Below are 19,277 nucleotides of genomic sequence, written 5' to 3' on the forward strand. Positions count from 1 at the left end.
CACTCGCAGCTGCCGTGGGCACACTACCCAGGGCAATAGGACGCAATATTCTAGCCGCCGAGTGGCGATCACTCAACCAATGCGCATGTTATGGCGGGATTTGCAGCATTATTGCGGCCAATGGGTGGCTAACGGTGGGCAAACGGGCCTCTTGCATGAGGCCCGTTTCAGTTGACCGATGGATTGTGCCCGGTTGACTACCGTCGTTATTTGGCACGCAGCAGGGTGACGGTCTCTTCATCCAGTGCGGTCAGGGTGGGACGGGCATCGCGCACATACTCCACGAAAGAGGCTGCATCGGTGCCGCAATCCACGCCGCTGGCTTTGCAATCGAGGGGCTGGCCCGGGGCATAGACGGCGCTCAGCAGCTCGCCGTTTTGTGCCACCTTCAGCACCGGGAAGGCGGTCAGCTTGCCATTGACGCTGGCGATATCGACCCGCTCGCTCTTCTGGCGCTGGGCATTGGCCAGTGCCTGCCAGCCATCGTTGCCGTTGGCGCTGTAGGCGTTCATCACCACCCGATAGCGCTGGCTATCCACCAGATCCTGCCACTCGCCGCTTGCGGTCTTGCGCTGCAATTGGGTCAGGGTGCCCGCTTTGCCTGCGTCGGTCTCCTGGAAGGTGTAACGCAGGTGGCCGCCATAGGGGAACTTGCCGGCATGGGCGCTGGCGGGCAGGGTGGCGGTGATGGTCTCGGTCAGCAGGGCACGCACCTCGGCGCCAGTCAGGGTCAGCACCGCGAGCTGGTTCTTGAACGGCAGCAGGGTGAGGGCGCTATCCCCCTCACGCCATTCGCCAGCAGGCAGGTCGGCGCGCACGCCCCCCACCGCCACCAGAGAAAAATCGACCGGGCCGCCAGTCAGGGCTTGCACTGCTGGGGTATTGGCCCAGTAGAACTCCCCTTCGGCAACCAGCGGCGCCACGTCGGAGCCGTGGCTGTCGCTGCCGTTGTCGCCGGGGCGACGGGCATTTTGCAGCTGCTCGGGGATGGTGCCGATCACCGGGCCGTAGGCTTTCTCCAGCGCCGGTTTGTAGTGGCTGTCGATGATGCCGCGCAGGCGCGGATCTTCATCCACGGCCACCAGATTGGGCTGGTTGTCGACAAACTGGCTTGCCTCTTTGCTCCGGGCATCGTCGAGCACTTGCTTGCGCGCCGCATCGGCGAAGAAGTCGCGGCTGGCCAGCAGGCTGTTGTGGCCCTGGCAGTCAGTCACCTGACCCTGGCTGTCAAAGGTCACCTGTGCCAGACCGATGGCCTGGGCGTAGGAGCCCGCCTGCACCACGCAGGTTTTGCCGATGCCATCCGGATTGGTCACCAGCTTGGCGTAATCGCCGGTCTTGCCCCAGCCAATATTGCGAAAATCGCCGAGCAGGCTGTGGGAGTGGCCGCCGACGATGGCATCGAGGCCGTTTACCTTGGCGGCCAGCGCCAGATCCCGCTCGTTGCCGATGTGGGTCAGCGCCACGATCTGATGGATCCCCTTGGCTTGCAGCATGTCGACCGTGGCCTGAGCCGAGGCGACCTCCTTGCCAAAGCGCAGCTTGCCGACGTTGGGGGCGATATTGCCCATGTCTTCCAGTACCAGACCGATGACGGCGACCAGCTGTTTGCCTTGTGGCAGGTTGTCGAGATCGGTGACCGGGCTCTTCTGGTTGCCGTCAAAGGCGTAGACCACGAAGGGCTTGAGGTTGTCAGCCTTGCTAAGGGCCGGATCGGCCTTGGTGTCGAGGTTGGCGGCCAGCACCGGGAAGTTGACCCCCTCGATGAAGCGGGCCAGCTTCTGGTTATCCAGATCGAACTCGTGGTTGCCCAGCGCCATGGCATCGAGGCCGAACTGGCTCAGCAACTCGGCGTTGGCCATCCCCTCGTTGAGCTTGAAGTAGCCACTGCCCTGCCAGGCATCGCCGCCGTGCAGCAGCAGCAAGGGCTGGTTCTTGGCCAGCGCCTCGGCCTGATAGGCTTTCGCCATGGTCAGCAGCCGCGGATAACCGCCAAAGCGGGTATAGAGGGTGTCCGTCTCCCCCTGCTGGGCAAAGATCTGCCCTTTGATCTCGGCATTGACCGGATCAAACTGGGAGTGGGTGTCGTTCATGTGAGCCAGGGTCAGCACGAAGGGCGGGTTCTCTTTGACGGGCTGACAGGCGAACAGGGCGGAGGTGAGGGTCGCGAGCAGGAGGGGACGCAAGCAATTCATGGGAAAATCCTTAAGCCTGCCGGGGGCAGGGTCGTACCAGATAGCAGAAAGTTGGAAAGAGAAGGTCCAGAAAGACGAAAACCGCCTGATGGCGGTTTTCGTTATTGCTGAATCTATCAATGCTCAAACATGGCAGAGATGGACTCTTCGTTGCTGATGCGACGAATGGCTTCGGCCAGTACAGTTGACAGAGTCAGCTGCTTGACCTTGCCGACCGCTTTCATCTCCGCAGTGAGCGGGATGGAGTCGGTGATGATCAGTTCATCGATCACGGAGTTCTTGATGTTCTCGACGGCGGAACCGGAGAAGACCGGGTGGGTAGCGTAGGCGAATACACGCTTGGCACCGCGCTCTTTCAGGGCCTCTGCGGCTTTGCACAGGGTGCCGCCGGTGTCGATCATGTCATCAACGATGATGCAATCGCGGCCGGCAACGTCACCGATCAGGTGCATGACCTGGGAGACGTTCGGGCGGGGACGGCGCTTGTCGATGATGGCGATGTCGGTGTCATCCAGCAGCTTGGCGATGGCGCGGGCACGCACGACGCCACCGATGTCCGGGGAGACAACGACAGGAGACTCGAGGTTCTTGGACTTCATGTCTTCCAGCAGCACCGGGCTACCGAACACGTTGTCTACCGGAACGTCGAAGAAACCTTGAATTTGTTCGGCATGCAGGTCAACGGTCAGCACGCGATCCACACCCACGCTGGAGAGGAAGTCAGCGACAACCTTGGCGGTGATGGGTACACGGGCGGAGCGGACGCGGCGATCCTGACGGGCATAACCAAAGTAGGGGATAACGGCAGTGATACGGCCAGCTGAAGCACGACGCAGAGCATCCACCATGACGATCAATTCCATCAAATTGTCGTTGGTCGGGGCACAGGTGGATTGAATGATGAAGATATCGCCACCACGTACATTCTCATTGATCTGTACGCTGATCTCGCCGTCGCTAAAGCGACCTACGGCAGCATTGCCGAGTTTGATAAACAGGCGATCTGCGATCTTCTGGGCTAGTTCCGGCGTTGCGTTACCAGCAAACAGCTTCATGTCAGGCACGGTTTGAAACCTCGGGGTTGCATCCAGTATGTGGGGGAGTCTGAAATCAGACCCTATCGTTTTGGGGCAAACGATTTATCAAGATAACGTACAAGGTGTCTGCTGCCCAATGAATGTGATGATACCGGTAACCCGAATCCGTGGCCGAGTGCAAAACCGGCCACGTTAATCATCATCAATACCGTTCGGTAAAATTGGCTGGGGTACTAGGATTCGAACCTAGGAATGGCGAGATCAAAACCCGCTGCCTTACCGCTTGGCGATACCCCAATCATTTGAACTGTTGCAATGTGGAGAAGAGAGGTGATATGTTCTCGCCCTTGGCGACAAACCCATCAAGTCCCTTCGGCACGCAGGCCAACACTTCCCGAGCAGTCACTTCGTCTTCAAATTGAGCAAAGACGCAGGCTCCTGTGCCCGTCATTCTTGACGGCGCGTATTCTAGCAACCAGCCGAGCGCATTGGCAACCTCGGGGTGGCGCTTTTTCACCAGTGATTCGCAATCGTTTTTCCACTCGCCTTCCAGCAGGTTGTCCAGCGCCATTTTCGGCGTGGCTCTCGGCAGGTCCGGATCCTGGAATACGGCCGCGGTCGCCACATGGCAATCGGGCTTGAGCACCAGATACCAGGCATCGGGCAGTTCGACCGGTTGCAGCCGCTCGCCCACTCCTTCGGCAAAGGCCGCCTTGCCACGAACAAACACCGGTACATCAGCCCCCAACTGGACGCCGAGCGCCGCCAGTTCATCTTCACTCAAACCCGCTTGCCAGAGGTGGTTAAGCGCCACCAGCGTGGTCGCTGCATCGGATGAACCGCCGCCAATGCCGCCCCCCATGGGTAGCACTTTCTCCAGCCGGATATGGGCACCTTGCGGGCTCGGCAGGGTTGCTTGCAGCAGGCGCGCCGCCCGGATAATCAGATTCTGCTCATCCGGCACCCCGGGAATGGCCGGCGTCAGGGTGAGAGTGTCGCTATTCGGTATCACCTCGAACTCGAGCCAGTCGCTGTGGTTGAGGAAGATAAACAGGGTCTGCAGCTCGTGATAGCCATCGGGACGACGGCCATTGACGTGTAGAAACAGGTTGAGTTTGGCCGGTGCCGGCCAGCGTGTGGAAGCCATTAACGTGCAAGAGTCCATTGGTTGATCTGAAGCTTGAGGCGGCTGTTCTGGCCGGTCATGGTCAGCTGGTGCGGCAGGCGGTAGCCATCCTGATCCCGATAATCGCCATAGACGATCTGCCACTGGCCGTCACGCACGCTGGCCAGACTGCTGTCGGGGTTGAGTTCAAACTCCGCCTGACCCGGCAGCCCCTTAATCCACTCTGGCAATCCCGCAACCGGAATATTCCAGCCGGTCAGTTGATAGATGAGTGCTTCGGCATCCTGGCTCTGGTGGCGATTGCCGTCGCTGTCGAGCAGGGTGATCTCCCCCTTGCTGCGGGAGAGCTCCAGAATGCTGGTGCCGATCAGGCTGGTGAGGTTGAGGCGATAATCCTCCCCATCCTGCTGCCAGTTGAGACGGGCGCTGCCCTTTTGCTGTGGCGTGATGATGGCCATCTTGCCGGATAGCTGCCAGTGGGTCAGTTGCTCGAGACGGGTCCGCTCCTGGTTCCAGTTCACCTGGTCACGCTGGGGCTGGGTGGTGGCACAACCGGCCAGCAACAGCAGGCAGGTGAGGGTAAAAATACGTAGCAGCAAGAGACGGCTCCAGAGAGAGGAATTTGCCACAGTATACGGGGCGGCCGTATTGCTTTTAAAGACTTACCCTTTCTCGTACAATTGGCAGCCTTTGCACCCAGCGTATGAAATGATCGTCGCCCACTCATGAGTTTGCTTGCCCTCGGAATCAACCACAACACCGCCAGTGTCGCCTTGCGGGAACGGGTCGCCTTTGGCCCGGACTGCATCGATCGCGCCTTGCGTGAGCTGGTGAGCCAACCCGGTGTCAGCGAGGCGGTGATCGTCTCCACCTGCAACCGGACCGAACTCTATTGCAATCTGGAGGAGGAGCGGCAGGAGCAAGTGCTGCGCTGGCTGCAGCAGTTCCACGGGCTGGACGCGGCCGAACTGGTCACTGCCATCTATCAGCATCACGATGAAGAGGCGGTGCGCCACCTGATGCGGGTGGCGTGCGGGCTCGACTCGCTGGTGTTGGGGGAGCCGCAGATCCTGGGGCAGATCAAGCAATCCTACGCCCATGCCCAGCAGGCGGAGTCGGTGAAGGGAGCGCTGGAGCGGCTGTTCCAGAAATCCTTCTCGGTGGCCAAACGGGTGCGTACCGATACCGAGATTGGCGCCAGTGCCGTGTCGGTGGCGTTTGCCGCCGTCAGTCTGGGTCGGCGGATCTTCTCCGATCTCTCCCAGACCAAGGTGCTGCTGGTCGGGGCGGGGGAGACCATTGAACTGGTTGCCCGTCACCTGCGCGAGCAGAACGTGACCAAGATGATGGTGGCCAACCGCACCCTGCAGCGCGCCCAGACCCTGGCGGCCGAATTCGGTGCCCAGGTGATGACGCTCGAAGAGATCCCCGACTATCTGCACGAGGCGGATATTGTCATCAGCTCGACCGCCAGCCCACTGCCCATCATCGGCAAGGGGATGGTGGAGCGCGCGCTGAAGGCCCGCCGCTTCAAACCCATGTTTCTGGTGGATATTGCCGTGCCGCGCGACATCGAAGCCGAAGTCGATGAGCTCTCCGATGCCTATCTCTACACGGTGGATGATTTGCAGGGGATCATCGAGCAGAACCTCGAAACCCGTAAACGGGCTGCCGCACAGGCGGAAGTGATCGTGCAGGAAGAGCGCGACGAGTTTATGGGCTGGTATCGCGGCCAGAGCTCGGTCGATCTCATTCGCGATTACCGCCATCAGTCACAGCAAGTGGCTGATGAAGAGTTGCAACGGGCCCTGCTGGCATTGGCGCAGGGCGAGAGTGCCGAACAGGCGCTCAAGGCGATGGCCCATCGCCTCACCAACAAATTGATCCACGCGCCGACCCAGGCGTTGCGCCAGGCTGCCTCCCAGGGGGATCAGAGCGAGCTCTCCCGCTTGCGGCAGGCGCTGGGGTTGTCACAAGAGCCATAATTTTCGGGCAACCTGCCGGTTGTCCCGTCCTCCATTGAGAATGCAAGAGTTATGAATCCGTCACTGATCAGAAAGCTGGAAGGCCTCATCGAGCGCCACGAAGAAGTACAGGCCATGCTCGGCGAGCCGGATGTGGTCTCGGATCAGGATCGCTACCGCGCCCTGACCCGCGAATATGCCCAGCTGGAAGATATCGTTCACGCCTTCCAGCGTTACCGTCAGGCTCAGGATGATCTGGAGACCACCCAGATGATGCTGGAGGAGGACGATGCTGACCTGCGCGAGATGGCGCAGGAGGAGCTGCCGCTGGCCAAGGCCAATCTGGAGGCGCTGGAGCAGGAGCTGCAACTGATGTTGCTGCCCAAGGATCCCAAGGATGACAATAACTGCTATCTGGAGATCCGCGCCGGTGCCGGTGGCGACGAGGCGGCCATCTTTGCCGGTGACCTGTTCCGCATGTATTCACGGTTTGCCGAGCGTCAGGGCTGGCGCGTCTCCATCGTCAGCTGCAATGACGGTGAATACGGTGGCTACAAGGAGGTGATCGCCAAGATCGACGGCGAGCGCGTCTATGGCCGCCTCAAGTTTGAATCCGGTGGTCACCGGGTACAGCGGGTACCGGAGACCGAATCTCAGGGGCGGGTGCACACCTCCGCCTGTACCGTCGCCGTGCTGCCGGAAGTGCCGGAAGCCGAGCAGATCGAGATCAACCCTTCAGATCTGAAGATCGACACCTTCCGTGCCTCCGGTGCCGGTGGTCAGCATGTCAACAAGACCGACTCGGCCATCCGCATCACCCACCTGCCGACCGGTCTGGTGGTGGAGTGTCAGGACGAGCGCTCCCAGCACAAGAACCGCGCCAAGGCGATGTCGGTGCTCTCCGCCCGCCTGCAAGCGGCCGAGGATGAGCGCCACCGCGCCGCCGAGCAGAGCACCCGCCGCAATCTGGTGGGCTCCGGCGATCGCTCCGAGCGCATTCGTACCTACAACTACCCGCAGGGTCGCCTCTCCGAGCACCGCATCAACCTGACCCTCTATCGCCTCTCCGAAATTTTGGAAGGGGATCTGGACTGCGTCATCACACCGCTGGTGCAGGAGTATCAGGCCGATCAGCTCGCCTCGCTGGCCGAGAACAACTGATGCAAATGGTGATCCGGCAAGCTCGCATTAAGTGTCGTGCCCATAAGGTGGAGTGGCACTGATGCAGATCCAGCAGGCCCGCGCCCATATCATGACTGTGTTGGCTGAGGGGGAGTCCCCCCGCGCCGATGCCGATGTACTGCTCTGCCATCTGCTCGGGTGTCGTCGCAGCTATCTGATGACCTGGCCCGAGCGTGAGCTGGATGCCGCCCAGCAGGCCATCCTGCAGGGGTGGCTGGCTCGTCGTCTCAACGGCGAACCCATCGCCCATCTGGTGGGCGAGCGGGAGTTCTGGTCGCTGCCGCTGAAAGTGAGCCCGGCGACCCTGATCCCGCGCCCCGATACCGAGGTGCTGGTGGAGCAGGCGCTGACCAGAATCCCGCAGGGGCCGTACGCCGTGCTGGATCTCGGCACCGGCACCGGCGCCATCGCGCTGGCGCTCAAGTCCGAGCGGCCCGAGGTCGATGTGTGGGCGGTGGATCGGATGGCGGATGCCGCGGCGCTGGCCCGCGAGAACAGCGCCGCGCTGGGGTTGCCCATCGAGGTGCGCGACGGTAGCTGGTTCGAGCCCCTTGGCGAGCCGGATCGCGACAATACGCCACGTTTTGCGGTGATTGTCTCCAATCCCCCCTATATTGATGGCGCCGATCCCCATCTCGAGCAGGGTGACGTGCGCTTTGAACCCCGCTCGGCGCTGGTTGCCGATGACGCCGGGCTGGCTGATATCCGCCACATCGTGGCCCATGCTCCCGCTTATCTGTTGCCTGACGGCTGGTTGCTGCTGGAACATGGCTGGGATCAGGGGGAGGCGGTGCGTCAGTTGCTGCGTGATAGCGGCTACCGCGAGGTAGCCACGGTGCGCGATTACGGGGATAACGACAGGGTGACGCTGGGCCTCTGCCCGCTGCGCTGACGGTTCCTCACTGTTACACGGCGGGTTGCCTGTGCGCCCCCATGCAAGGATTGAATATGGTTTTTGTGCTCAAACACCTGCACCTCACCCTGATTGCCGGGGCCGTGCTGATGTTTATGCTCCGCTTCTACTGGGTACAGACCGCCACTGGCCGAGCCTATAGCGCGCCGGTGATGAAGGTCAGCGGCTGGCTCAACGGTCTGGTGGTGCTCTCCGGCGTATTGCTCTGCATGGTGCTGGATCTCAACCCGCTCAATAACGGAACGCCCTGGCTCAGCGAGAAGCTGATGGCCATTCTGGTGCTGGTATTTCTGGCGGCGATGGCGCTGCGGCTGGCCAAAAGCAATCTGGTGCGCTGGTGCTCCTTTCTGGGGGCGCTCGGCTGGATCTACTTTATTGCCAAGTTGGCAGTGCTCAAACAGACGAGTGTGTTCGGCTAAGGCATGAAGAGAATGTTACACATAGACGAATGGACCGATTTTGAAGCCCACGACATCACCGAGCTGGCGTTGTCAGTCAGCGACGAGATTTATGGCTCGGTCGAGGAGGGGATCCGCGAGTTGAACCTGCTGGACGAGTGGCTGGATGAGCAGATTGAAGAGGGCACCTGCGACGAGGTGCGCCAGCAGTTGCTGCAGGGCTTCTACCACAGCCTCGGTTTTCATGGCGACTGGCAGGATTATTTCTCTGCCAACAACTGCGATCTCAATCAGGTGCTGGTTCAGCGCAAGGGGATCCCGGTCAGCCTCGGTATTCTCATCATCCAGCTGGGACGCAAGCTTGGGCTCGATGTGGAGGGGATCTGCTTCCCCGGCCACTTCCTGGTGAGCTTTGCCGGTGGTGAGGGGGAGGTCTATGTCGACCCCTTTACCGGCGACGAGCTGAGTCTGGCCCGCATCGAGCTGCTGCTGCGCGGTGCGTTGGGGGACTTGGCGACCCTCACTCCCGACTACCTGCAGCCCTCCGGCCAGTGGGAGATCATTGAACGGCTGCTCAACGTCAGCAAGGGGGCCCTGCTGCGGGAAGATCGCATGCCCGAGGCGCTGCGTTGCAGCGAGCTGTTGTTGCGGATGAAGCCCGGCGATCCGCTGGAGACGCGGGATCGCGGCTTTATCTACGAGCAGCTCGATTGCCCGCGCCAGGCCGCAGACGATTTTGAATATTTTATTGAACAATGCCCGGACGATCCGGTGGCCGATGTGCTGAAAGTGCAACTGGCCGCGCTGGATCTGAGCCCCAAGCCCCTCCATTAAGGGCGGCTTGAAACTGAAACAGAAGAATATCAAGGCCGCTGCGTCCGGTCGCAACGGAGTAACTAGGCTTCAGGCCCTTTTATTAAGGATGTCTTAGATGGAACAGAAGAATATTAAGATCAACCAGATCGACGTTGCCAACGATAAACCGTTCGTGCTGTTTGGCGGCATGAACGTGCTGGAATCCCGCGACATGGCGATGGCGGTGTGCGAGAAGTACGTGGAAGTGACCAGCAAGCTGGGCATCCCGTTTGTCTTCAAGGCGAGCTGGGACAAGGCCAACCGCTCCTCCATCCACTCCTACCGCGGTCCGGGTCTGGAAGAGGGGATGAAGATTTTCCAGGAGCTGAAAGCGACCTTCGGCATGCCGGTCATCTCCGATCTGCACGAACCCCATCAGGCCAAGCCGGTCGCCGAGGTGGTTGACGTTATCCAGCTGCCCGCCTTCCTGGCGCGCCAGACTGATCTGGTGGAAGCCATGGCCCGCACCGGCAACGTTATCAACATCAAGAAGCCGCAGTTCCTCAGCCCAAGTCAGATGAAGAACATCACCGACAAGTTCGAGGAGTGCGGCAACGATCAGCTGATCCTGTGCGAGCGCGGTGCCAATTTCGGCTACGACAACCTGGTGGTGGACATGCTGGGCCTGGGCGTGATGAAGAAGAGCACCGGTGGCTATCCGGTGATCTTTGACGTGACCCACTCCCTGCAGTGCCGTGATCCGCTGGGTGCCGCCTCCGGTGGTCGTCGCGAACAGGTGACCGAGCTGGCACGTGCCGGCATGGCGGTCGGTCTGGCCGGTCTCTTTATCGAATCCCACCCGGATCCGAGAATTGCTCGCTGCGATGGCCCGAGTGCCCTGCCGCTGGAGAAGCTGGAAGGCTTCCTCAAACAGATGAAGGCCATCGATGACCTGATCAAGGGCTTCGAACCCCTCGATACCTCGGCCTGATCCCGACGCTGTCATGCCTGATGAAAATGCCCCGCAATGCGGGGTATTTTTTGATAAGGATGCGGCGACAAGCACGCATAAAAAAAACGGCCGATTGGCCGTTTTTTTGTGCTGATACTGCGAGTATCAGCTGTTCACTGTAGGGCGCTGATTACAGGCTCTGGGTGAAAGTACGGGTAACCACGTCACGCTGCTGTTCCGGGGTCAGGGCGTTGAAACGCACTGCGTAGCCAGATACACGGATGGTCAGCTGCGGGTACTTCTCCGGGTTTTCGATAGCATCTTCCAGAGTTTCGCGACGCAGCACGTTGACGTTCAGGTGCTGGCCACCTTCAACAGCAGGTTCAGCCTGAACCGGCAGTTCGCGGTATTCGAACTGACCCAGGTCAGCCAGTTGCACTTCTTGATCGGCAGCGAAAGCATCGCCTTTGACGCAGATGCAGCGAGCTTGTTGCTTCTCTTCGTCCAGCAGCCAGAAAGAGTTCAGCAGAGCGGTGTTGGCGGCCTGGGTGATTTGAATGCCTTTGATCATGGTATGACTCCTCAATGGGAACGCGAATCCAACTGTAAGGAAATTACCCTGATGTATTTAAGCTACCGTCGATGGCGATGACTTAAAGGGCCCTTGCCTTACACCTTTTCTTTGATGGGGTCATATATACCACGGTGGTAATATTACCAAAATTGATCTAGATCAAGAAAATCCGACAAAGCACCATTTCAATGGGATTAAATTCTTGAGTTGAATCAAAAATAGGTCATTTTTCTGATTTTGTAAGATATCCAAATTATGCATCTTTTATCTCGTTAATCTAGTAATTTAACTACATCTTTTCGGCTTTTTCTGAGGTTAATTGAGGGGTTGGCTACACTCAGCAAAAAAAAGCGAGGAGAGTGTCGGGTGAATAATGGGTGGCGAAAGTGGGCATGGCTGGCCCTGTTCTGTTGCTGGGCAAGCAGTGTTGCGGTGCGGGCCGAGACGGTGCGTATTGCTGTGGGCGAGTGGCCACCTTATATCAGTGAGGCGCTGCCCAATCAGGGCTTTCTCTGTGAGGTGGTGCGTCAGGCCTTTGCCGAAGAGGGGCTCGATGTCAGCTTTCACTTCTATTCCTGGGCCGAGGCTTACCGACTGACTCTGGAGGGGCGCTATGTGGTCACCATGCCCTGGTTTCGCTCCCGTGAGCGGGAGCAGCTTTTCTATCTCTCCGCCTCGCTCGGCCATTTCACCACTCGCCTGATGACGCTGACCGGTACGCCCGTGGTCAATCTGGGTGAGCTGAAACACGAGCCGGTCGGGGTGACCCGTGGCTATTTCTATGGCGATGGTTTTGCCGCTCGCCAAGCCGGGCTTACCCTCGAGTGGTCAGATTCCGATGAGGAGAGCATGGGCAAGCTGCTTGACGGGCGGATCCACTATCTGGTGATGGATGAGCAGGTGGCACAGACTCTGTTCCAGCAGGCGCTCGTTCGTCATCCCCAATCGCTGTCACTGACCGGTGCCGCCGACCCCATCTGGTCGCAACCGGGATACCTGCTGATGCGCAAAGCCGATCCCGAGGCGCGCCGTCTGATGCTGCTGTTCAATAGCGGCCTGCGCAAGCTGGAGCGCTCGGGGCGCCTCGCCAGGCTCTGGAAAGCGTGAGCCACGGTTGCGTCTTGCGGGCTGGCCCCCTATCCTGAGCCCTTCGCCGTATCAAGTGAGGAGGCCGGGGTGCTGACCTGGAGTGATGTGATTGGCTCTGAGAAAGAGCAGGACTATTTCAAGAGTACGCTGGCAACTGTCAGAGCCGAGCGGGAAGCGGGCAAAGTGATCTACCCGCCAGCTACCGATGTGTTCAATGCCTTCAAGCTGACCGAGCTGGATCAGGTCAAGGTGGTGATCCTGGGCCAGGACCCCTACCACGGCCCCAATCAGGCGCACGGTCTCTGTTTCTCCGTTCTGCCCGGCGTGCGTACGCCTCCCTCACTGGTCAACATCTATAAAGAGATGCAGCGTGACCTGCCTGGTTTCGTCACACCCAATCACGGCTTTCTCGAATCCTGGGCCAAACAGGGTGTCTTGCTGCTCAACACTGTGCTGACGGTGCAGGCCGGTCAGGCCCATTCCCACGCCCATCTGGGATGGGAGACTTTTACCGATCGGGTCATCGAGCAGATCAATGCCAGTTGTCAGGGGGTGGTGTTCCTGCTGTGGGGTGCCCACGCCCAGAAGAAGGGACGTTTCATCGACCGCCAGCGCCACTATGTGCTGACCGCGCCGCACCCGAGCCCACTCTCTGCCCACCGCGGTTTCATCGGTTGCGGTCACTTTAGCGAGACCAATCGCTTGCTGGAACAACAGGGCAAGAGTCCGATAGAGTGGAAATCTGTCTGCATCCCACTTGATTGAGTGCAAAGTTCGGGCGACAAATGACCGTATACTCAGGGACATAAGATTAATTCAGAGCCAAGGAGTGCCCATGTTATCCAGTCTGCACAAGGATCATCTCAACATCGCCCGACTTTTGGAGCTGCTCAAGCACAAGCTGGCAGCCATTCGTGCCGAAGAGCCCATCAGTTATTTTCTGGTGCGCGATGTCATCGACTACCTGCGGGAGGTCTCTGACAAGTACCACCATCCCAAGGAAGACCTCATCTATGACTACTACCTGAAATATCGGGTGGTGGAGGGGGAGGTCGCCAACCGCCTGCAGGAGGAGCACGTCAAGCTGCTGGAGGCCGGGGCCGATCTCAAGGAGATGGTGGAGATGATCCTGATGGATGCGGTGATCCCCCTCGATCAGTTCACCACCAAGCTGGAGCGCTTCGTGGAGCTGCAAGAGGCACACATGAACTATGAAGAGGGGGTGATCTTCCCCCATCTGCGTGACTCCCTGACCGAGGATGACTGGCGTCATCTGGAGCAAAACTGGCAGAACCGCGCCATTGGCGACCCCCTGTTCGGGGCCGAGGTGAGCCAGCACTTCCAGGCACTGGCCAAACGCCTCTCTTTGCCGCTCACGAACGGCTAAGACGAGCCCGTACCTGCCGTGTGGTGGGTATTGTGTGAGTGCAACTTGAGTGAAAACAGAAAGGCCTCCATCTGGAGGCCTTTTGCATGGTGGAGCAAGCTTACGCCTGTGGTTTCAGGAAGTTGCGATAGAGCATATAGAGGTGGGCCGAGCTCCAGCTGAAGTTGCTGGCCCCCTGCATGGCGCCGGTCTCCGGATTGTAGTTTTCGCGGATGGGGCCGCTGCCCGCCAAGCCTTCTGCGTTGTTGAACAGTTTGTTGACCAGTGCTTCGGCATCGCTGCGGTAGCCGTAGTTTTCGAGCCCCTTCACCCCGAAGTAGAACTGATCGAGCCATACCCGGCCGCGCCAGTAGATATTGGGGTCGTAGGCCGGGTTGGTCAGCGCGGCTGTGCCCAGCGGAATCTTTGTGTTGAACTCCTGGGCGTTGAGCATCACCTCGCGCACCCGCGCTGCTTTCTCCTTGTCGGCGACCTCTGCCCAGAGCGGGCTCCACCCTTCCGGGCCACGGCCGCGGGCGGTCAGCAATTTGCCGACGCAGCCGTTGCCGTCAGCAACATCCCCCTGAGCAATCTGACGATCGTAATAGAAGCCTGATGCCTCATCGAACATGCAACTGTTGATGTAACCAGCCAGCTGGGTCGCGCCATCGCGGTAGCGGCTCGCGTCGTTCGGCTTGCCAAGCAGGTCGGCCATGTCTGCCAGAATGCGTTTCTCTTTGGCGAGGAAGGCGTTGAGCTCCACTGACTCCTGATCGATGGAGAAACCGATCAAATCGCCATTGTCCTGATGGTTTTCAAAGAAGGCGACGTTCCAGTCCTGACGTGCCTTGGCCAAATCTCCGCCATAAGTCTTGTCGGCATAGCGTTGCAGCTGGCCCGGCTCGATAAAGCCGAAGCGGGCGGCGTTGTCCATGCCTGACTCCCAACCGGCGCCGTGCTGGGCACCGATATCCATGTCGCTGTAACCGCCCACGTTCAACACCTGTTGATAGAGCGGCATTCCGGCGCAGGCATACCAGCCATCCCCCTCACTGGTACAGCTTGAGAGATCCAGCCCGGCGGGAATACCGTTGGAGTACTGCACCTTGAAGGTAATATTGCCGTACTCGTCGTTGTGCTCCACATGCTTGGTGGCGCCATATTCGATGATGCCGTTGCGGTTGTTGTCCCGCGCGCGGTACCACCAGTCGTGGTAGGCCTGCAGCTTGGGATACATCTCGGCGATAAAGGCCTTGTCCTTGGTGGCGCTGTAGATTTCCCAGATGGCCCAGGCGGAGAGGGGCGGCTTGGTGTCGCGCTCGTTCCAGTTGCCGCCATCGCCACCGCGATCCGCCAGCTTGTTGTAGAAGACGGCGTCGATCACCATGCCCGCATCCTGTGGTCGCACCGGATCATCCGGCTGTACTTGATAGTCATACATGGCGCGCACGTTGCTCTTGGCCACCTCAGGGTTGAAGTGTGCCATGGCATAGGCGTGCTTCCAGCTGTCCCAGGCCCAGACGCCGTCGAACCAGCGGGCGGTATTGGAGGGGGTTACCCCGTCGTGGAGGATGGCGCCAGCCGGGGAGCGCCAGTTGCCATTGAGGGTCTCCATCGCCTTGACGGCGATGCGACGCTCCGACTCGGGGATACCCTGATTGGAGAGACCCTTGGCAAGGTAGTCCTCCCAGCGGCGGATGGAGTCGGCAAAATAGCTGGCCGGGTTGGCCAGCAGGGCCTGACGGCTCTGCTGATGGCGGCTGGCGTCATCTGCGGAGTGGAGATAGCTCTGCAGGGTGTAGATATCCTCGCTCCCCTTGGCGGCCAGGGTAATGCTGGCGTCGCTTTGGTAGCCCAGTATCTTCTGGTCGAGGGTGGTGCGGCTTGGCAGGGTGCGGTCGATGCGATAGCGGGCGCTGCCGCTCTGCATGATGTTCCAGGTGCTGCGCAGTTTGCCGAACTGGAATTCGATTCCTTTGTCGCTCTCGCTGATGGTGCGAGTCCAGCCTGGATATTTGCTGGCAATCGTATCCTTGGCATCCCATTGATTGAGCAACTCGCCCTGCCAGTTGAGGTTGAGGGTGAGCGGTGCATCGGTCTGATTGATGAGTCGGGTGCGGATAAGAGCGGTGCGGGCATCGCCATAACGCAGCTCCAGCTCCAGCGTGAAGGGCTCGAACTCGAAGCGTTGCACCAGTGCGCCCGGAATCGCGTACACCTCCTGCTTGCGGGCACTGGTGAGCGGGAACGGGCGGCCGCTCGCATCGCTCAGGGTGAGCTTGTCCAGCTCGCTGGCAAAGAAGAGGCTGTACTCCTCGGAGATGACCATGGGGCCGGTAAAGCCCCCCCACTCCTTGTCGCTGGCAGGCAGCAGGAAACCGTGCCATGCCCCCAGATCGAGCAGCGGGTTGTATTTGAGGTTGGAGTAGCTGTCAAAGTCGCGGAATTGGGTCGGTGTTCCCCGACGGTCGATCACGTCCTTGTACTGGATGGCCTGCTCCGGTTTGGCGACTGTGCTGCTCTCGGTCTGGTTATCGTTGCAGGCGGTCAGTCCGAACAGGGCGGTGCCGAGGGCTACCGAGAGTAAAGTTTTACGAAACATTTCTCGCTCCAATTCCGTTTATGTAGGTTAAAAGGAAGATTTTTTACGCTTATTTTTAGTGAAAAGGTGTTCGGTAGCCATTGTATGGCAAGGAGAAAGGGAGCGTTGGCGCGAGATCACACTCTGAAGAGGCGGCAATGTGAGCGGGATCACCGGGTTACATCAGGTTACATAGAATGATCTTTAAGTAATATTTTACTTTTCGTTGCTCGCCAATCTGGCAGGGCAGGTGTGCAGGTATTGGTGGGGCGTCAGGCCGAACTCCTGTTTGAAGCGGGCGGCAAAGCGGCTTGGGGAGTCATAACCGCAGGCGAGGGCGACCTCCAGCGGGGTCATGCCCTGTTGCAACAGGTTGAGGGCGTGGCTCATGCGTACCTGAGCCAGCAACTGGCGAAAGCTGCGACCTTCGGCGGCCAGCTTGCGCACCATGGAGGCGCGACTCATGGAGAAGTGGGGGGCCACCGCCTCCAGGGTGTGGTCGATGCCGGGTTCCACCGCCAGGTAGCGTGCCAACCGCTCTGCGAGGGTCATGGTGCTGGCGGGAAAAAGTAACCCGAGGGCGTTGGCTGCCCGCAGCTCGGCATAGAAGCCGCGCAGCAGTTCGGCCTGGGTCGCCTCGCTCAGTCCCCGTTCGGCCATGGTGCTGATGAGCTCAAAGCAGAAGGCGAGCCCGGGGGTGACCTTGACGGCGGGTTCTTCCAGATCGGCGTGGGAAGGGGCTGACTCGGCCAGCCATTCTGGTGGTGGCGGAATGAGCAGCGTGATGGCGTGGGAGCGAAACTTGCCCTGATCAGGTTGATTGACGAAGGTGAGCTGGTGGCCTGCCGGGATCAGCAGCCACCGCTCCCTGTTAAACGACAGACGTCGCTCGCGCCACCACAGTTGTTTGCTCCCCTGGGTGACCCAGATGAGGGTCGGGGCGTAGATGAGCACCCGATGCAGGGGCTGCTGGCGGATCCCGAGATAGTGGCTCTGTTGCAGCAGGGGAGTGCTCATCCGGTTGGCTCCTAGGGGGTGACGAAGGTGGCGGTCAGGGTGGCTTTGCCGAGCGCCATGCTGTTGAGCATGTAGCCTACCATAGCCGGCGGGGTATCAGCCTTTACCTCGAGATCATGGGGCAGGGCCCAGGCGGTGAACTGATAGCGGTGCATGCCGTGACCAGCGGGCGGGCAGGGGCCGCCATAACCCTGGTTGCCAAAGTCGGTGCGGATCTCCAATCCCTGCTTGAGCTTGCCTGAGGCATTGCTGGCCAGCTCGCTCTGGGTGGCAGGCAGGTTAACCACCAGCCAGTGCCACCAACCGCTGCCGGTAGGGGCATCGGGGTCATAGGCGGTGATGGCAACACTCTTAGTGCCTGCCGGCAGATCCTGCCAACTCAGCTGGGGCGAGTGGTTGTCGCCGCTGCAGCCAAAGCCGTTGAAGCTGAACTGTTTGTCCATCAACTGGCCTTCGTGAATGTCCGTGCTCTTCAGGGTCATGGCAAAGGCTGGCATGGCCGTCAGGCAGAGCAGTGGCAACAGGGCACTCTGTTTGAGCAATTTCATCGGGTGACTCCTCGTGTGGTAACGGGTTCACTTTAACGAGGTCAGGGTAGAATGTTATTGCAGAACGGCTCAATGTTAGGTCGATTGGTGAGTTAATTGAGCCTTTTGGTGGTTTTATGGCAAGAAGGTAAACGGCAGCCATAAAAAAACCGGCATCAGGGATGCCGGTTTTTTGTTTGACGATGAGAAGTGCGGCTTAGCGCAGGATCATCTCGTCACGGCCCGGGCCGACGGAAACCATCGGAACCGGTACGCCGAGCAGCTCTTCGATACGCAGCACGTACTGCTGGGCAGCGCGCGGCAGCTCTTCGAAAGTGCGGCAACCGGTGATGTCTTCGCTCCAGCTTTCCATCTGCTCGTAAACCGGCTTCAGGGCAGCGGTTTGCGGCCAAATCGGGTTCTCGGTGTGGGCACCTTCGTAAGCCACGCAGATCTTCAGATCCGGCAGACCGGTCAGGCAGTCCAGCTTGGTCAGGGCCACTTCGGTGGCGGCTTGCAGCTCGACACCGTTCTTGGTGGCGACGGCGTCGAAGTAACCGACATCACGGGGACGGCCAGTGGTAGCGCCGAACTCGTTGGTGATCTTGCGGAACTCGTCCTGGTTCTCCATGGCGGTCAACAGGGTGCCGGTACCGACAGAGGAGCTGAATGCCTTGGCCACAGCGATGACGCGCTCCGGGCGCAGACCCGGCAGACCGCCACCGATACCGGCGTAGGCGCCAGATACGTGGGAGGAGGTCACCCAGGGGTATTCGCCGTAGATCAGGTCACGGCCAGCGCCCAGCTGCGCTTCGAACAGCAGGGTCTTGCCTTCGGCCTGCAGCGCTTTGAGCGGCATGCTGACGTTGCAGACGGCGTCGATCCAGGGTGCAGAGACTTCCAGCAGCCAGTCAGCCATCTCCTGGGCAGTCTGGGTGAATTCGAAGGAGGGGTAGATAGCCTTCATCTGCGGCAGTTTCCAGTCCAGCATGAACTGGATGCGCTCGACCAGTACGTCCGGCTGTTTCAGCCAACCAACCAGGATCGCTTTTTTCATGACGCGATCGCCGTAGGCAGGGGCGATGCCCTGACGGGTGGAGCCATAGGCGCCGTCACCCAGGCGTTGCTCTTCAAGGGTATCTTCCAGTGCGTGCAGCGGCAGGCACAGGGTTGCGCGGTCAGAGATGGCCAGCTTCGGAGTCACGCCGGAGGCTTTGACTTCCTCGAGCTCGACGGTCAGTTTCTCGGGGCTGATCACCATGCCCGGGCCGAGGACAACCAGGCAATCCGGGTTGAATACGCCACTCGGAACCTGGTGCAGCTTGAAGGTGCCAAGGTCGTTGACCACGGTGTGGCCAGCGTTGTTGCCGCCCTGGAAGCGAATGCTGGCGCCAGCTTGACCTGCCAGATAATCCACGATGCGGCCTTTGCCTTCATCACCCCAGTTAGCACCTACGACTACGATAGACGACATGACTCTTTCTCCTAAGACGTTAGGCGTCCATCCTAGGAGCCTGATGCGGATTAGAAAAATTAATTATCTTTATAATTCCGATAAGAG

The 19,277-nt window shown here is 59.8% G+C and carries 17 protein-coding genes, 1 tRNA gene and 1 pseudogene; 9 read left to right on the plus strand and 10 right to left on the minus strand.

The features are described from left to right. Nucleotides 1-206: 206 nt before the first annotated feature. From WBR25_RS05240 to lolB, 5 genes and pseudogenes are all read right to left on the minus strand, one after another. Nucleotides 207-2,195 (minus strand): bifunctional metallophosphatase/5'-nucleotidase, encoded by a 1,989-nt coding sequence (locus WBR25_RS05240; protein WP_479749519.1) that lies wholly within the window; start codon nucleotides 2,193-2,195, stop codon nucleotides 207-209. A 116-nt stretch (nucleotides 2,196-2,311) separates the two neighbouring features. Then, nucleotides 2,312-3,259: a ribose-phosphate pyrophosphokinase gene (locus tag WBR25_RS05245; RefSeq protein ID WP_005343846.1), complete on the minus strand. Its 948-nt coding sequence runs from the start codon at nucleotides 3,257-3,259 to the stop codon at nucleotides 2,312-2,314. Nucleotides 3,260-3,454: 195 nt separating this feature from the next. Continuing rightward, nucleotides 3,455-3,529: transfer RNA gene (locus WBR25_RS05250), tRNA-Gln, on the minus strand. Continuing rightward, nucleotides 3,509-4,379 (minus strand): annotated as a pseudogene (gene ispE / locus WBR25_RS05255) (4-(cytidine 5'-diphospho)-2-C-methyl-D-erythritol kinase). The gene WBR25_RS05250 and the pseudogene ispE overlap by 21 nt, the downstream one beginning before the upstream one ends. Continuing rightward, complete coding sequence (gene lolB / locus WBR25_RS05260) at nucleotides 4,379-4,957, minus strand: lipoprotein insertase outer membrane protein LolB (RefSeq protein WP_005353907.1); 579 nt, start codon at nucleotides 4,955-4,957, stop codon at nucleotides 4,379-4,381. Before lolB ends, ispE begins: the two are co-directional and overlap by 1 nt. A 126-nt stretch (nucleotides 4,958-5,083) precedes the next feature. Here lolB and hemA point away from each other — a divergent pair, with 126 nt between their 5' ends. From hemA to kdsA, 6 genes are all read left to right on the plus strand, one after another. Then, nucleotides 5,084-6,343 (plus strand): glutamyl-tRNA reductase, encoded by a 1,260-nt coding sequence (gene hemA / locus WBR25_RS05265; protein WP_005362209.1) that lies wholly within the window; start codon nucleotides 5,084-5,086, stop codon nucleotides 6,341-6,343. Nucleotides 6,344-6,394: 51 nt separating this feature from the next. After that, on the plus strand, nucleotides 6,395-7,483 hold the full coding sequence (prfA, locus tag WBR25_RS05270) for a peptide chain release factor 1 (protein ID WP_005353897.1): 1,089 nt from the start codon (nucleotides 6,395-6,397) through the stop codon (nucleotides 7,481-7,483). A gap of 61 nt (nucleotides 7,484-7,544) precedes the next feature. Further along, the gene (prmC, locus tag WBR25_RS05275) at nucleotides 7,545-8,396 is read left to right on the plus strand and encodes a peptide chain release factor N(5)-glutamine methyltransferase (protein WP_479749520.1); all 852 of its coding nucleotides are present in this window, start codon (nucleotides 7,545-7,547) and stop codon (nucleotides 8,394-8,396) included. A gap of 56 nt (nucleotides 8,397-8,452) precedes the next feature. Then, a complete protein-coding gene (locus WBR25_RS05280; protein ID WP_005334939.1) occupies nucleotides 8,453-8,836 on the plus strand; it encodes a SirB2 family protein in 384 nt (127 codons plus the stop codon). A gap of 12 nt (nucleotides 8,837-8,848) precedes the next feature. Then, a complete protein-coding gene (locus tag WBR25_RS05285; RefSeq protein ID WP_005362204.1) occupies nucleotides 8,849-9,649 on the plus strand; it encodes a SirB1 family protein in 801 nt (266 codons plus the stop codon). Between the two features lie 97 nt (nucleotides 9,650-9,746). Then, nucleotides 9,747-10,601 (plus strand): 3-deoxy-8-phosphooctulonate synthase, encoded by an 855-nt coding sequence (gene kdsA, locus WBR25_RS05290; protein ID WP_158109807.1) that lies wholly within the window; start codon nucleotides 9,747-9,749, stop codon nucleotides 10,599-10,601. 151 nt (nucleotides 10,602-10,752) lie between these two features. Here kdsA and grcA read toward each other — a convergent pair whose 3' ends face one another. Continuing rightward, entirely contained in the window at nucleotides 10,753-11,133 is a 381-nt protein-coding gene (gene grcA / locus WBR25_RS05295) for an autonomous glycyl radical cofactor GrcA (RefSeq protein ID WP_005334936.1), read from the minus strand. A gap of 369 nt (nucleotides 11,134-11,502) precedes the next feature. On the opposite strand from grcA, the gene WBR25_RS05300 reads away from it, so the two are divergent. From WBR25_RS05300 to WBR25_RS05310, 3 genes are all read left to right on the plus strand, one after another. Further along, complete coding sequence (locus tag WBR25_RS05300) at nucleotides 11,503-12,243, plus strand: substrate-binding periplasmic protein (protein WP_479749521.1); 741 nt, start codon at nucleotides 11,503-11,505, stop codon at nucleotides 12,241-12,243. A 69-nt stretch (nucleotides 12,244-12,312) separates the two neighbouring features. Next, nucleotides 12,313-12,990 (plus strand): uracil-DNA glycosylase, encoded by a 678-nt coding sequence (gene ung, locus WBR25_RS05305; RefSeq protein WP_005353881.1) that lies wholly within the window; start codon nucleotides 12,313-12,315, stop codon nucleotides 12,988-12,990. 70 nt (nucleotides 12,991-13,060) lie between these two features. Further along, a complete protein-coding gene (locus WBR25_RS05310; RefSeq protein ID WP_005362195.1) occupies nucleotides 13,061-13,612 on the plus strand; it encodes a hemerythrin domain-containing protein in 552 nt (183 codons plus the stop codon). 100 nt (nucleotides 13,613-13,712) lie between these two features. Here the strand turns inward: WBR25_RS05310 and ygjK are convergent, their stop codons facing one another. The 4 genes from ygjK to WBR25_RS05330 all read right to left on the minus strand — a co-directional run bounded on the left by ygjK (nucleotide 13,713) and on the right by WBR25_RS05330 (nucleotide 19,190). Next, nucleotides 13,713-16,193 carry an alpha-glucosidase gene (gene ygjK / locus WBR25_RS05315; protein WP_479749522.1) on the minus strand — a complete coding sequence of 827 codons (2,481 nt, stop codon included), beginning with the start codon at nucleotides 16,191-16,193 and terminating at the stop codon, nucleotides 13,713-13,715. 195 nt (nucleotides 16,194-16,388) lie between these two features. Beyond that, on the minus strand, nucleotides 16,389-17,189 hold the full coding sequence (locus tag WBR25_RS05320; protein WP_479749523.1) for a helix-turn-helix transcriptional regulator: 801 nt from the start codon (nucleotides 17,187-17,189) through the stop codon (nucleotides 16,389-16,391). A gap of 11 nt (nucleotides 17,190-17,200) precedes the next feature. After that, nucleotides 17,201-17,737, minus strand: coding sequence for a YbhB/YbcL family Raf kinase inhibitor-like protein (locus WBR25_RS05325; RefSeq protein WP_005347798.1), 537 nt, complete (start codon nucleotides 17,735-17,737; stop codon nucleotides 17,201-17,203). Between the two features lie 196 nt (nucleotides 17,738-17,933). Continuing rightward, on the minus strand, nucleotides 17,934-19,190 hold the full coding sequence (locus tag WBR25_RS05330) for an adenylosuccinate synthetase (RefSeq protein WP_005347796.1): 1,257 nt from the start codon (nucleotides 19,188-19,190) through the stop codon (nucleotides 17,934-17,936). Nucleotides 19,191-19,277: the final 87 nt, after the last annotated feature.

The organism is Aeromonas sp. MTB (assembly GCF_056632455.1).